The following is a 13,457-nucleotide window of genomic DNA, read 5'->3' on the forward strand; positions in this document are numbered from 1 at the left end:
GAGCGTTCGGACCGAGGGTTGACACGTTCCACATTTGTTCCAGCATGGTCGCCCGCCGCTTGCATGAGCGGCGGGCGACCTTTTTTGCGCGGGGCCGTCCCGGGCGGAATGGGCGAAAGCATCGGTCAACCATGACGGTGCCATGGTCGGCCCCTGTTGTCGGATCACGGCTCGGCCGAGCCGCCACGAGAATCGGAGCGAGTTGGCGATGGCCCTACCGAACGCCCTCACGGCGAAGCTCGAGACGGTGCAGGCCGAGTACCGGGTCGCGCCCCACAACATCGACGCGGAGCAGGCGCTCCTCGGCGCGATCCTCGTGAACAACGACGCCTATTACCGGGTGTCGGACTTCCTCCTGCCCGAGCATTTCATGGAGGAGGCGCACCAGCAGATCTTCCAGGTGGCGACCAGCCTGATCAAGGCCGGCAAGCTCGCGACCCCGATCACGCTGAAGACCTATCTCGGCGACGCCGATTTCGGCGGCCAGACCGTGATGCAGTACCTCGCGCGGCTCGCCGCCGACGCCACCACGGTGATCAACGCGGGCGAGTACGGGCGCGCCATCTACGACCTCGCGATCCGGCGCCGCCTGATCACGATCGGCGAGGACCTCGTGAACGGCGCCTACGAGGCGCCCGTCGAGGCGGCGCCGCGCGACCAGATCGAGGCGACCGAGCGCCGCCTCTACGAGCTCGCCGAGTCGGGCAAGTACGACGGCGGCTTCCAGAAATTCTCGGACGCGCTGACCGCGGCCGTCGACATGGCGGCCAAGGCCTACCAGCGGGACGGCAAGCTCTCCGGCATCGCCACCGGCCTGTCCGACCTCGACGCCAAGATGGGCGGCCTGCAGCCCTCCGACCTGATCATCCTCGCGGGGCGCCCGGCCATGGGCAAGACCTCGCTCGTCACCAATATCGCCTTCAACATCGCCAAGGCCTACCAGGGCGAGAAGCGGCCAGACGGCACGATCGAGACCAAGAACGGCGGCATCGTCGGCTTCTTCTCCCTCGAAATGTCGGCCGAGCAGCTCGCCACCCGCATCATCGCCGAGCAATCGGGCGTGCCCTCCTACAAGATCCGCCGCGGCGACATCCGGCCGGAGGATTTCTACAAGATCACCGATGCGGCGCGGGACATGCAGACGATCCCGTTCTACATCGACCAGACGGGCGGCATCTCGATCGCGCAGCTCGCCGCGCGCGCCCGCCGCCTGAAGCGGCAGAAGGGGCTCGACCTCCTCATCGTCGACTACCTGCAGCTCCTGTCCGGCTCCTCGAAGAAGGGCGACAACCGCGTGCAGGAGATGACCGAGATCACGACCGGCATGAAGGCCCTCGCCAAGGAGCTTTCGGTGCCGATCATCGCGCTCTCGCAGCTCTCGCGTCAGGTCGAGAACCGCGACGACAAGCGCCCGCAACTCTCGGACCTGCGTGAATCGGGCTCGATCGAGCAGGACGCCGACGTGGTGATGTTCGTGTTCCGTGAGGAATACTACGTCAACAACAAGAAGCCCCGCGAGGGCACGGAAGAGTTCTTCGCCTGGGAGGCGGAGATGAACCGCGTCCACGGCAAGGCCGAGGTGATCCTCGGCAAGCAGCGTCACGGACCCACCGGCACGGTGGAGCTGCAATTCGACGCCAACATCACCCGCTTCTCGAACCTCGCGCAGGACGACCGGATGCCCGAGCGGATGTGATAGGGTCGGGCAGGACGATGGGAAGGAGAATGGCGGTGGCGAGCCTGAGGCCGTCGGTCATCGACGTCACGAATACGGCCTACGAGGCGGATCTGTCCGCCTGGGCGATGGAGCAGGCGGCACGGATGCCTGCCCCTACCGGTTCGAGGACCTGATGACCCGCGAGATCCCCTGGCCGCCCGCCTCGGAGGGACCCTGATCATCGCGCGCGAACGCTCAGCCGAGGCGGCGCCTCGCGAAGTTCCGGACCCCGATTCCGGCCCCGATGCCGGTCCGGCCGCTCACGGTGCCCGCCTGACGGTCGATCTCGGGGCGGTCGCGGCCAACTGGCGCCGTCTCTCCGCCGAGGCGCCGGGCGTGCCCTGCGCGGCGGTCGTCAAGGCCGACGCCTATGGCTGCGGGCTGGCGCGCGTCGCGCCGTCCCTCTGGCGCGCGGGCTGCCGAAGCTTCTTCGTGGCGCATCTCGCCGAGGGCTTGCGCCTGCGCGCCCTGCTGCCGGCGGCGGAGATCTCGGTCCTGAACGGTCTCCTGCCCGGCAGCGGCCCGGCCCACGCCGCGGCGCGGCTGCGGCCGGTGCTCGGCTCGCGCGAGGAACTCGACGAGTGGGGCGAGGTCTCGCGCGGGCGGCATCCGGCGGCGCTCCACGTCGATACCGGCATGAACCGTCTCGGGCTGCGTCTTCCCGAAGCGCTGGCGCTCGCCGGGCCGGCGATCGCCCGAGCCGGGATCGACCTCCTGATGACCCATCTCGTCAGCGCGGAGCGACCGGAGGACCCGGTCAACGCGCGCCAGATCGCCGATTTCGCGACGCTCCGCGCGGCTTTGCCCGGCATTCCCGGCTCGCTCGCGAACTCGTCCGGCATCTTCCTCGGGCGCCACGCACACCACGACCTCCTGCGGCCGGGCTACGCCCTGTTCGGCGGCAACCCGACGCCCGGCCGGCCGAACCCGATGCGGCCGGTCGTACGTCTGGAGGCCGCCATCGCGCAGGTCCGCACCGTCGAGGCGGGCGAGAGCGTCGGCTATAACGGGCGCTGGACGGCGCCGGCCCGCCGCCGCCTCGCTGCCCTGTCCCTCGGCTACGCCGACGGATATCCCCGCGCGGCGAGCGGCACGGGCCGCGCCCTCGTCGACGGCGTGCCCTGCCCCGTCCTCGGCCTGATCTCGATGGACCTCGTCGTCGTCGACGTGACCGAGGCGCCGGGCGCCGTGCGGGGCGCGACCGCGACGCTGATCGGCGACAGCCTCGACGTCGACGCGGTCGGCGCGGCAGCCGGCACGATCGGCTACGAGATCCTGACAGGGCTAGGTTCCCGTTATGTTCGTCACTATGTTGGGGGCTGACCCGCTCCTCGCGCCGCATCCCGGCGGCCCGGCCCCACGGTGACCTCGCGCTGACATGGCCAAGATCCAACAGACCTTCGTCTGCCAGTCCTGCGGCGCGGTCTACAACCGCTGGCGCGGGCGCTGCGAGGCCTGCAACGGCTGGAACACGATCGTCGAGGAGGTGCCCGGGGGCGGCCCGCAATCCGGCCCCGCGGCGACCCGGCCCGCGCGGGCGCGCGGCCGCGTCTTCCCGCTCGAGGGCCTGACCGGCGAGGCCAAGGAGGCGCCGCGGGTGGCCTCCGGGATCGCCGAGCTCGACCGGGTGACGGGCGGCGGCTTCGTGCGCGGCTCGGTGATCCTGCTCGGGGGTGATCCCGGCATCGGCAAGTCGACGCTGCTGATGCAGGCCTCGGCCGCCATGGCCGCCACGGGCGAGCGCGTCGCCTACATCTCGGGCGAGGAGGCGGTGGGCCAGGTGCGGCTGCGGGCCGAGCGCCTCGGCCTCGCCCAGCACCCCGTCGAGCTCGCGGCCGAGACCAACGTCGAGGACATCGTCGAGACGCTCTCGCAGGGGCGCCCGCCCGCGCTCGCCATCATCGACTCGATCCAGACCATGTGGACCGAGACGGTGGAATCGGCCCCCGGCACGGTCACGCAGGTCCGCAGCTCCGCCCAGGCGCTGATCCGCTTTGCCAAGACCACGGGCACGGCCGTGATTCTCGTCGGCCACGTCACCAAGGACGGGCAGATCGCGGGGCCGCGGGTCGTCGAGCACATGGTCGACGCGGTCGCCTCCTTCGAGGGCGACCAGGGCCACCATTTCCGCATCCTGCGCGCGGTGAAGAACCGCTTCGGCCCGACCGACGAGATCGGCGTCTTCGAGATGACGGACGGGGGGCTCGCCGAGGTGCCGAACCCCTCCGCCCTGTTCCTCGCGGCGCGCGACCACGCCGCGCCGGGCACGGCGGTCTTCGCCGGGATGGAGGGCACGCGCCCGCTCCTCGTCGAGATCCAGGCGCTCGTCGCCCCCTCCGCCCTCGGCATGCCGCGGCGCGCGGTGGTGGGCTGGGACCCGAACCGGCTCTCGATGGTGCTGGCCGTGCTCGAGGCCCATGGCGGCATCCGCCTCGGCACCCACGACGTCTACCTGAACGTCGCGGGCGGGCTGCGCATCACCGAGCCCGCGGCCGACCTCGCGGTGGCCGCCGCCCTCGTCTCCTCCCTGTCAGGCGCCGTGCTGCCGCACGAGAGCGTCTATTTCGGCGAGATCGGCCTGTCCGGCGCGATCCGGCCCGTCGCGCAGGCGACCGCCCGGCTGAAGGAGGCGCAGAAGCTCGGCTTCTCGAAGGCGCTGACCCCGCAGGGGCGCGGCGAGCCCGGCGAGCGCGCCTTCCCGACGGAGGCCCTGCGCCACATCGCCGATCTCGTCTCCGGCATCGCCGCGGGCGCCCCCCGCCGGGCCGGATCGGAGCGCGGGCGGGGCCGCTTCGTCGAGGAGGATTGAGCCCGTCGTGCCAGGGTGACGGCCGAGTTTCCGCGGGGTATAGAGAGGGCGCGGTCCGGGGGAGCCGCACGAATCCGGCGATGACCTCGCATATCCCCGCGTAGCTTACAGGACGCGATGCCGTTCTCCGTTCTCGATCTCGTTGTCCTCGGAATCGTCGTGATTTCCGCGCTGCTCGCGGCCGTGCGCGGCGTGACCCGCGAGGTGCTGGCGATCATCGCCTGGGTGGCGGCGGCCGCGGTGGCGTGGTCCTTCTACCCCCTGCTCCTGCCCACCGTGAAGCAGCACGTGACGAGCGACACCGTCGCCCTCGTCGCCTCGATCGCGGCGATCTTCCTCGGCACGCTGATCGTCGTCTCGATCATCACCGTGAAGGTCTCGGACGTGGTGCTCGATTCGCGCATCGGCGCCGTCGACCGCTCCCTCGGCTTCCTGTTCGGCGCGGCCCGCGGCTTCCTCATCTGCGTGATCGGCTGGGTGTTCCTGGCCTGGCTGGTGCAGGGCAAGGTGCCGGACTGGGCGGCGCAGGCCAAGACCCGCCCGATGCTCGAGAAATCCGGCGAGGCCCTGGTGGCGCAGCTGCCCGAGAACCCGGAAGGGCTCCTCAAGCAGTTCAAGAAGCCGAAGATCGAGACGCCGCCGAACGAGCCCGTCGAGGCGCCCGCCGAGACCGACGCGCCGGCCCAGCGCCGCTCCGAGGCCGGCGGCCAGCCCGCAGCCACGCCCGCACCGCGGCGCTGACCTGCTCGCCGCGCGGGCCGCTCCGCGCGCCCCGCGGCTTGGTTGCGCCCGAATCGCCGACTAGATAACGGTCTCTTGACGATGCCGGCCTAGGGCCTTGCCTGCCGCATCGTTCGCGTTCAGCTGTCGGATCGCGCGCGTAGCCAGCGGCGGCGGCCACGAGGGATCACCAAAGGCATGTCAGACCGCTCCGCGCCCGCCCGCCACCCTCTCGGTGTCGTCGACGGGCTCGACCGCGATGGGGATACGCTGCGCGAGGAATGCGGCGTCTTCGGCATCTTCGGGCATCCGGACGCGTCCGCCGTCGTCGCGCTCGGCCTCCACGCCCTGCAGCACCGCGGCCAGGAGGCGGCGGGCATCGTCTCCTTCGACGGCGAGATCTTCCATTCCGAGCGCCGGCCGGGTCTCGTCGGCGATTCCTTCTCGGACCGCTCGACCATCGAGCGCCTGAAAGGCCGCTCCTCGATCGGCCATGTCCGCTACTCGACGACAGGCGGTACCATCCTGCGCAACGTGCAGCCGCTCTTCGCGGAACTCGCCGGCGGCGGCCTCGCGGTGGCGCATAACGGCAACCTGACCAACGCCCTCTCGATCCGCCGCGACCTCGTGCGCGACGGCGCCATCACGCAATCGACCTCGGACACCGAGGTGATCCTGCACTTGGCCGCGCGCAGCCGCGCCCCGCGGATCATCGAGCGCTTCATCGACGCGCTGCGCCAGATCGAGGGCGCCTACGCCATCGTGGCGCTGACGAACAAGAAGCTGATCGGCGCCCGCGATCCCATGGGCATCCGCCCCCTGGTCCTCGGCGAGCTCGACGGGCGCTACATCCTGGCCTCGGAGACCTGCGCCCTCGACATCATCGGCGCCAAGTTCGTGCGCGACGTCGAGAACGGCGAGATCGTCGTGATCTCGGAGGAGGGCATCGAGTCGATCCGCTTCGCCGAGAAGCGGCCGATGCGGCCCTGCATCTTCGAATACATCTACTTCGCCCGGCCCGATTCCGTCGTGAACGGCAAGAGCGTCTACGGTGTGCGCAAGAACATCGGCATCGAGCTCGCCCGCGAGGCGGCAGCGCCCGCCGACGTCGTCGTGCCGGTGCCGGATTCCGGCGTGCCCGCGGCCCTGGGCTTCGCGCAGGAGACGGGCCTGCCCTTCGAGATGGGCATCATCCGCAACCACTATGTCGGGCGCACCTTCATCCAGCCGACCCAGTCCGTGCGCGAGCTCGGCGTCCGGATGAAGCACTCGGCCAACCGCGCCGCGATCGAGGGCAAGCGGATCGTCCTCGTCGACGACAGCCTCGTGCGCGGCACCACCTCGGTGAAGATCGTGCGCATGATGCGGGAGGCCGGCGCCCGCGAGGTGCATTTCCGCATCGCCTCGCCGCCGATCACCTACCCGGACTTCTACGGGATCGACACGCCCGAGCGCGAGAAGCTGCTCGCCGCGACCCATGACCTCGAGGGCATGCGCCAATATATCGGCGCCGACTCGCTGGCCTTCCTGTCGATCGACGGCCTCTACCGGGCGATGGGCGAGGCGCGCCGCGACGGCGCCTGCCCGCAATACACCGACCATTGCTTCACGGGCGACTATCCGACGAGCCTGACGGATCTCGCCATCGCGGGCCCGAAGCGCCTCGCGATGCTGGCCGAGGCGGATTGAGCGCGCCGCCATGAGCGATCTCTCGTCAAAGCCCCTCGACGGGCGCATCGCCGTCGTCACCGGCGCCTCGCGCGGCATCGGCCGCGCCGCCGCCGTGGCGCTCGCCGGCGCGGGCGCCCACGTGATCGCCCTCGCCCGCACGCAGGGCGCGCTCGAGGAGCTCGACGACGCGATCCGCGCGGCGGGGTCGAGCGCGACGCTCGTGCCGATGAACCTCACCGACTACGAGGCGATCGACCGGCTCGGCGCGGCCATCAACGAGCGCTGGAAGCGGCTCGACATCCTCGTCGGCAATGCGGGCATCCTCGGCAGCCTGATGCCGCTGGGGCATATCCCCATCAAGACCTGGCAGCAGGTGATGGACGTCAACGTCACCGCGAACTGGCGGCTCCTGCGCTCCTTCGACCCGCTGCTCCGGATGTCGGATGCGGGCCGCGCGATCTTCGTCACGTCCGGCGCCGCCCAGAAATGCCGGGCCTATTGGGGGCCCTACTCCGTCTCGAAGGCGGCTCTCGACGCGATGGTGCGCACCTACGCGGCCGAGAATGAGACGACGGCGGTCCGGGCCATGCTCCTCAACCCGGGGCCGTTGCGCACCGCCATGCGCCGGGCGGCGATCCCCGGCGAGGATCCGGAGAGCCTGCGCACGCCGGAGGATCTCGCCCCCTATTTCGTGCGCCTCGCGCATCCCGACTGGACGGAGACGGGCAAGATCTACGACTTCCCGACCGACTCGGTGCTGACGCCGCAGGGGCCCGCCTGAACCGCGTGCGGCGGGCGCGGGTTCGACCACACGACGGTAGGAAGGGAAGACGGACCGGACATGATCGACGTTCGCTGCATCTGCGCCATCGGGCAGCGCGGGCAACTCGGCCTCAACGGGCACCTGCCCTGGGAGGGCAACACCGACCCGCTCTTCGTGGAGGACGTGACGCGCTTCTTCGCGCTCACCATGGGGCACGTGCTCATCGCCGGCCCGAAGACGGTGGCCTCCGTGCCCGAATTCGCCTTCCGGGACCGCACGATCGACGTGATCCGCTCCCACGAGGATCCGGAGGCGGTGCTGAGCCGCTATCCGGGCCGGCGCATCTTCGTCGGCGGCGGCATCGCGGTCTGGAACGTCTACGCGCCGTACATCCAGCACTGGGACGTCACCCGGCTCCCCTACGACGGCGAGGCCGACCGCTGGTTCGACCCGGCATGGCTGGTGGGCGGGCCGCTGCGCGCCTGACGCCCCTGGACTTGCACCGACGCGTCGCCCGGTACTCAGGCGCCCTGTCGAGGGATGCCATGAGCGAGCACACGATCTCCGACGCCGAGAGAGGCCTATCCGACCTGATCGACCGCGCGCTCGCCGGCGAGGGCGTGGTGATCACGCGCGCGGGCCGGCCCGCCGCCGAGCTGAAGCCGATCCGAGGAGGGGGCCACCCGGTAACGGAGGCAGACCTCGCTTGGCTGCGAGAACGCCGAGACAGACGGCGCTCTGCCGAGTGCGACGCGGGCAGCCTCCTGAGCAGGCTGCGCGACGATGACGCGGAACGGTGAGGATCTATCTCGACGCGAGCGTTCTCGTCGCGCTGCTCACCGCCGATGCTCTCACGGCACGTGCGGAAACCTATCTCGCCCGCGAAGCACCCCTCGTTGTCGTCGGCGATTTCGCGAAAGCTGAATTCGCTTCGGCGATCGCGCGGCGCCTTCGGACGGGCGGTCTCGACATGTCCGCAGCGCGGGAAGCCTTCGGGCATCTCGACACTTGGGCCGCAATGGTGGCCGGCGCCATCGACACGCCCGCCCCGGACGTGGCGGAAGCCGGCACCTTTCTCCGGCGCCTCGACCTGACCCTTCGCACGCCGGACAACCTGAACCTCGCCTTGTGCCGCAGGGCTTCGGCGGCTCTGATGACCTTTGACGTGAAGATGGCGTCCTGCGCGAAGGCTCTCGGCATCGACGTCGTGGCCGCGTGAGCGGAACGGCTTCGCACAAAAAATTGGGGATGGCAGGCCGTCGCGCTCAGGGCGCGCCCTACATCCCTCGGCCGTCTCTGCAGGGATTGCCATGAATTCCCACGCCTACCGGTTCGGCATCGAGGAAGAATATTTTCTGGCCGATGCCGAGACCCGTGGCACGCCGCGACACTCGGTGAAGGCGTTCCACGCCGAGGCGGCCGAAGCTCTGCCCGAGATCGGGCGCGAACTTCTCGAGTGCCAGGTCGAGGTGTGCACGCCGCCCTCGACCGATTTCGCGCAGGCCCGCGCCGTGCTGGGCCGCCAGCGCGCGGCGCTCGCCGAGATCGGGTCCCGGCACGAACTCCTCGTCTTCGCCGCCGGCACGCACCCCGTCGCCGACTGGGCGCGGCAATTGCCGACGAAGGGCGACCGCTACACGGGCATCCTGCGCGATGTCGGGCTCGCCGGGCGGCGCAGCCTGATCTGCGGCATGCACGTCCATGTCGAGGTGCCCGATCCGGAGGCGCGCATCGACCTGATGAACCGCCTGCTGCCGTTCCAGCCGATCCTGCTCGCGCTCTCGGCCTCCTCCCCCTTCTGGCAGGGCAAACCGACCGGGCTCACAGCCTATCGCCTGAGCGCCTTCGGGGAACTTCCGCGCACCGGCCTTCCCGAACTCTTCCCGAGCCCGGCCGATTACGAGCGCTACCTGCGCATCATGACGAAGGCGGGCTCGATCCAGGACGCGAGCTTCCTGTGGTGGTCGCTCAGGCCCTCGATCAAGTTCCCGACGCTCGAACTGCGCATCGCCGATTCCTGCACGCGTCTGGAGGATGCGCTGACGATCGCCGCCCTGTTCCGCTGCCTCGTGCGCCTGGTGGTGCGGCGGCCGGAGCTGAACGCGCGGCTCGACGGCGTCTCACGGGCGCTCGCGGAAGAGAATCTGTGGCGGGCGCAGCGCAGCGGCACCGACGCCGAGATGATCGACGAGGAAAGCGAGCGGGCCCTGCCCTATGCGGAGGCGCTCGAGGGACTCCTCGGCCTCATCGGGGAGGATGCCGAGGCCCTCGGCTGCGTCGACGAGGTGGGCAACGCCCGCCGCATCGTCGCCGAGGGCACGAGCGCGGACGGCCAGATCGCGGCCTTCGAGGCGGCGCGCGAGGCCGGCCACACCAACCGGCAGGCCCTCGACGCGGTCGTCGACTGGCTCGCCCGAACGGCGAAGGGCGAGGCACCCCCCTCCCCCGCCTGAATGCGCCTCAGGCGAGCATTGTCCAGAGGTTGAAGGCGCTCAGCCCGACGATCAGCAGACCCACCGTGATCATCAGCACCTTCGCCGGCAGGGTCCGCACCAGCAGGGCGGCGAGGGGCGCCGCGAACAGGCCGCCGATGATCAGGCCCGCGATGACAGAGACGTGCGTGAAGCCCCCGAACAGGGTGAAGGAGACGCCGCTCGTCACCGCAAGGAAGAACTCGGCCGCGTTGACCGAGCCGATCGTCATGCGCGGGTCCTGGCCGCCGCCGACGAGGGAGGTCGTCACGACCGGCCCCCAGCCGCCGCCGCCGACCGCGTCGACGAAGCCGCCGGCCAGGGCGAGCGGCGCGATGTAGGTCGGCGGCTTCGTCCGCAGCCGGATCGTCCGGAACGCCTTCACGAGGATGTAGAGGCCCATCACCAGCAGATAGAGGGTGATCCAGGGGCGCAGCACGTCGCCCTCGATCGACGTGACGAGGTAGGCGCCCGTCACCGCGCCGATCATGCCGGGGATGAGCAGGCGCTTGAAGAGCCCCCTGTCGACGTTGCCGAGCCGCCAATGCGACAGGCCGGAGAAGCCGGTCGTGAAGATTTCGGCGATGTGGACGGAGGCGGACGCGGCCGCCGGCGGCACGCCCGTGGACAGGAGGAAGCTCGTCGAGGTGACGCCGTAGGCCATGCCGAGCGCACCGTCGACCACCTGCGCGAACAGGCCGACCGCCACCGCGATCCAGAAGTCGCGCCCGCTCAGGGTCTCGCCCACCGCGTGGAACGCCGTGCCCCAGTCCCCGCCCGCGTAGCGGTCGACGAGGAAAGCCGTCGCTGCGAGGGCGGCCATCGCAAGGCCGGCGAGGATCAGGCGGAACGGGCCGGCGCGAAGCTTGGCGCGGTTGCCGGACGCCGCGGCGGGCGCGGGAGAGGTCTGGACCATCAGGGTGCGGCTCGGCGCGGTCGGCCGCGGGAGATAAAGTCTCTCCGGCGCGAGGCAAGAGCCGCGGTTTTCAATGATGCATCGGTCTGTAGGAGAATATTTTTATCCTCGCTCGGAGGAGACGAGGAATTCGGAGGATTGTTCCGGCTGCGGGTGCGCGTGGCCTGCCCGCCGCCTCCGCCCCACCGCTGTCCTGCCCTTCCCTGCCTGCGGCCACCTGCGAGGACATTTCCTACGCAAGCCTCTTTGGCATTCCGGCAAATCTGCTCAATCAATCCGGCTGATGCCGCCGACAAAGACCAATGTTTCTGCCGCCGATGAGCCGGAATTAACTGAACTTGGCCACTATAGACCCGGACTGTCCTGCGCCAAGACCGGGAAACTTCAGACCATGAAACTTGGTTCCGTCACGATGCTGGCCTCGATCGGCAGCAAGCTCACGGCCGCGCTGCTCGCCTGCTCGCTCGGCGCCGCCGCGATCGTCGGGCTCGCCGCCTACTGGCAGCAGCAGGCGGCCGGCGCGGACGCGATCCGGTCGGAGCTGAACCAACGGTATCAGGCCGTCCTGAAGGCGATGGACGACCAAGGCGCGAAGGGCCTCGCCCTAGCGCACCTCTTCGCCCGCGACCCGAGCGTGGCGGACGCCCTCGACCGGCAGGACCGCCAGGCCTTGCTGTCGCGCTACGGAGGGGCGCTCGCGCCGCTGCGGGACGACCTCAAGATCACCTTCCTGAACCTGCACCTGCCGGATGGGCGCGCCTACGTGCGGATCCACGCGCCCGAGACCTGGGGCGATTCGATCCTGGCGCGGCGCGCGATGATCCGTGACACGATCCGGGACCATCGCACCGTGGCCGGCATCGAGCCGGCGCGCGAGACGCTCGGCATCTTCGCGGTCGTTCCGATCTTCAAGGACAATCGCTTCGTCGGCATCGCCGACATGGGGAGCGCCCTCGGCGTCCCCTTCCTGGCGCGGATGAAGGCTGAACTCGGCGTCGACATCGCGATGCACCTCGTGAAGGGCGACACCCCCGCCACCCTCGCCGCGACCTTCGCCGAGAAGACGCTCCTGACCCCGGCCGCCCACGCCGCGGCCGCCGCCGGGGCCGGCCTCGCGGAATGGCAGGAAACCCGTCTGGAGGGACGCCCGAGCGCGGTTCTGGCCGGACCGCTCCGCAACTACGCGGGCGAGGCGATCGGGACAGTGGAGGTCGCCCTCGACATCTCGGACTTCAAGGCCGAGCAGAGGCGGGCGCTGCTCCTGCTCCTCGGCGTGTTCGCGCTGGTCATCGCCGGCACGGCCGCGGTGGCGTGGCGCCTGACGGCCCATCTCGGACGCCCGGTCGCGGCCCTGAACCGGACGATGCGGGGTCTCGCCGAGGGCCGCCTAGCCGGCACGGTTCCCTCCACGGAGCGCCGCGACGAGATCGGCGCGATGGCCCGCTCCGTCGCGGTATTCCAGGACGGGCTCGTCGAGGCCGAGCGGCTGAGGGCGGAGCAGGCCGCGGACCGGACCGCGCGCGAGCGGCGGGCGCTCGTGGTGGACGACCTCGTGCGCGGCTTCGAGCGCTCGGTCGGCGACGTCGTCGCACGGGTCTCGTCCGCCGCCGTCGAGATGCAGGCCACGGCCGGGCAGCTCACGGCGACGGCCGGCGCGACGGCCGAGCAATCGCACCACGTCGCGCAGGCCGCCCGGGACGCCGCGGGGAACGTCTCGCTCGTCACCGCCTCGGCCTCCGCCCTCGGCATTTCGGTCGGCACGGTCGGGCGGCAGATCGCGCTCTCGGCCGAGTCCGCCCAGGCCGCCGTGGACGAAGCCACCTCCGCGGCCGGGATCGTGGCCGACCTCTCCAACGGCGCGAGCCGGATCGGCGACGTGATCGCCCTGATCTCGGGGATCGCCGCACAGACCAACCTCCTGGCGCTCAATGCCACGATCGAGGCGGCGCGCGCCGGAGATGCGGGGCGTGGCTTCGCGGTGGTCGCGGCCGAGGTCAAGGATCTGGCTGGCCAAACGGCCCGGGCGACGGCCGAGATCGGGGAGCAGATCGCCGCCGTGCAGGCGGCGACGGGCCGTGCGGTCGCGGCGATTACCGGCATCGCCCGGACGATCGGCTCGGTTCACGAGACGGCCCTCGACATCACTCGGGCGGCGGGCGAGCAGGACGAGGCCGCGTGCCGGATCGTCGACTCGGTTGCGCAGGCCTCGCGGCGCACGGACGATGTGAGCGCGACGATCGCGGGGGTGTCCCGCTCCGCCGAGGAGACCGGGGGCGCCGCCACGCAGGTGCTCGCCGCCGCCTCCGAGCTGGCCGAGCAGGCCGAGCGCCTGCGCGGTCAGGTCGGCGACTTTTTGGGGGCCGTCCGCGCCGCCTGAGGGCGCGTCTCGG

The 13,457-nt window shown here is 70.8% G+C and carries 12 protein-coding genes; 11 read left to right on the forward strand and 1 reads right to left on the reverse strand.

Going from position 1 to position 13,457, the window contains the following annotated elements; genetic code table 11:
- Positions 1–208: 208 nt before the first annotated feature.
- The 10 genes from J2X36_RS13725 to J2X36_RS13770 all read left to right on the forward strand — a co-directional run bounded on the left by J2X36_RS13725 (position 209) and on the right by J2X36_RS13770 (position 10,133).
- Positions 209–1,696, forward strand: a complete 1,488-nt coding sequence (locus J2X36_RS13725) for a replicative DNA helicase (protein ID WP_310350531.1) — start codon at positions 209–211, stop codon at positions 1,694–1,696.
- A 294-nt stretch (positions 1,697–1,990) separates the two neighbouring features.
- Complete coding sequence (alr, locus tag J2X36_RS13730) at positions 1,991–3,040, forward strand: alanine racemase (RefSeq protein WP_310350580.1); 1,050 nt, start codon at positions 1,991–1,993, stop codon at positions 3,038–3,040.
- A gap of 55 nt (positions 3,041–3,095) precedes the next feature.
- Positions 3,096–4,526: a DNA repair protein RadA gene (gene radA / locus J2X36_RS13735; RefSeq protein ID WP_310350535.1), complete on the forward strand. Its 1,431-nt coding sequence runs from the start codon at positions 3,096–3,098 to the stop codon at positions 4,524–4,526.
- 117 nt (positions 4,527–4,643) lie between these two features.
- Positions 4,644–5,267 carry a CvpA family protein gene (locus J2X36_RS13740; protein ID WP_132257266.1) on the forward strand — a complete coding sequence of 208 codons (624 nt, stop codon included), beginning with the start codon at positions 4,644–4,646 and terminating at the stop codon, positions 5,265–5,267.
- Between the two features lie 177 nt (positions 5,268–5,444).
- Complete coding sequence (purF, locus tag J2X36_RS13745; protein WP_132257264.1) at positions 5,445–6,935, forward strand: amidophosphoribosyltransferase; 1,491 nt, start codon at positions 5,445–5,447, stop codon at positions 6,933–6,935.
- 10 nt (positions 6,936–6,945) lie between these two features.
- A complete protein-coding gene (locus J2X36_RS13750; RefSeq protein WP_310350542.1) occupies positions 6,946–7,698 on the forward strand; it encodes an SDR family NAD(P)-dependent oxidoreductase in 753 nt (250 codons plus the stop codon).
- A 60-nt stretch (positions 7,699–7,758) separates the two neighbouring features.
- Entirely contained in the window at positions 7,759–8,166 is a 408-nt protein-coding gene (locus J2X36_RS13755) for a dihydrofolate reductase (protein WP_132257262.1), read from the forward strand.
- 59 nt (positions 8,167–8,225) lie between these two features.
- Positions 8,226–8,480 carry a type II toxin-antitoxin system prevent-host-death family antitoxin gene (locus J2X36_RS13760; protein WP_310350546.1) on the forward strand — a complete coding sequence of 85 codons (255 nt, stop codon included), beginning with the start codon at positions 8,226–8,228 and terminating at the stop codon, positions 8,478–8,480.
- Entirely contained in the window at positions 8,477–8,899 is a 423-nt protein-coding gene (locus J2X36_RS13765; protein ID WP_310350547.1) for a type II toxin-antitoxin system VapC family toxin, read from the forward strand. The genes J2X36_RS13760 and J2X36_RS13765 overlap by 4 nt, the downstream gene beginning before the upstream one ends.
- Before the next feature lie 91 nt (positions 8,900–8,990).
- Positions 8,991–10,133, forward strand: a complete 1,143-nt coding sequence (locus tag J2X36_RS13770) for a carboxylate-amine ligase (RefSeq protein ID WP_132257257.1) — start codon at positions 8,991–8,993, stop codon at positions 10,131–10,133.
- Between the two features lie 7 nt (positions 10,134–10,140).
- Here J2X36_RS13770 and J2X36_RS13775 read toward each other — a convergent pair whose 3' ends face one another.
- Complete coding sequence (locus J2X36_RS13775; RefSeq protein ID WP_405029784.1) at positions 10,141–11,067, reverse strand: sulfite exporter TauE/SafE family protein; 927 nt, start codon at positions 11,065–11,067, stop codon at positions 10,141–10,143.
- A gap of 391 nt (positions 11,068–11,458) precedes the next feature.
- Here J2X36_RS13775 and J2X36_RS13780 point away from each other — a divergent pair, with 391 nt between their 5' ends.
- The gene (locus tag J2X36_RS13780; RefSeq protein ID WP_310350550.1) at positions 11,459–13,444 is read left to right on the forward strand and encodes a cache domain-containing protein; all 1,986 of its coding nucleotides are present in this window, start codon (positions 11,459–11,461) and stop codon (positions 13,442–13,444) included.
- The last annotated feature ends 13 nt before the right edge of the window (positions 13,445–13,457 follow it).

The sequence above is a fragment of the Methylobacterium sp. BE186 genome, assembly GCF_031457035.1.
GTDB lineage: Bacteria > Pseudomonadota > Alphaproteobacteria > Rhizobiales > Beijerinckiaceae > Methylobacterium > Methylobacterium segetis.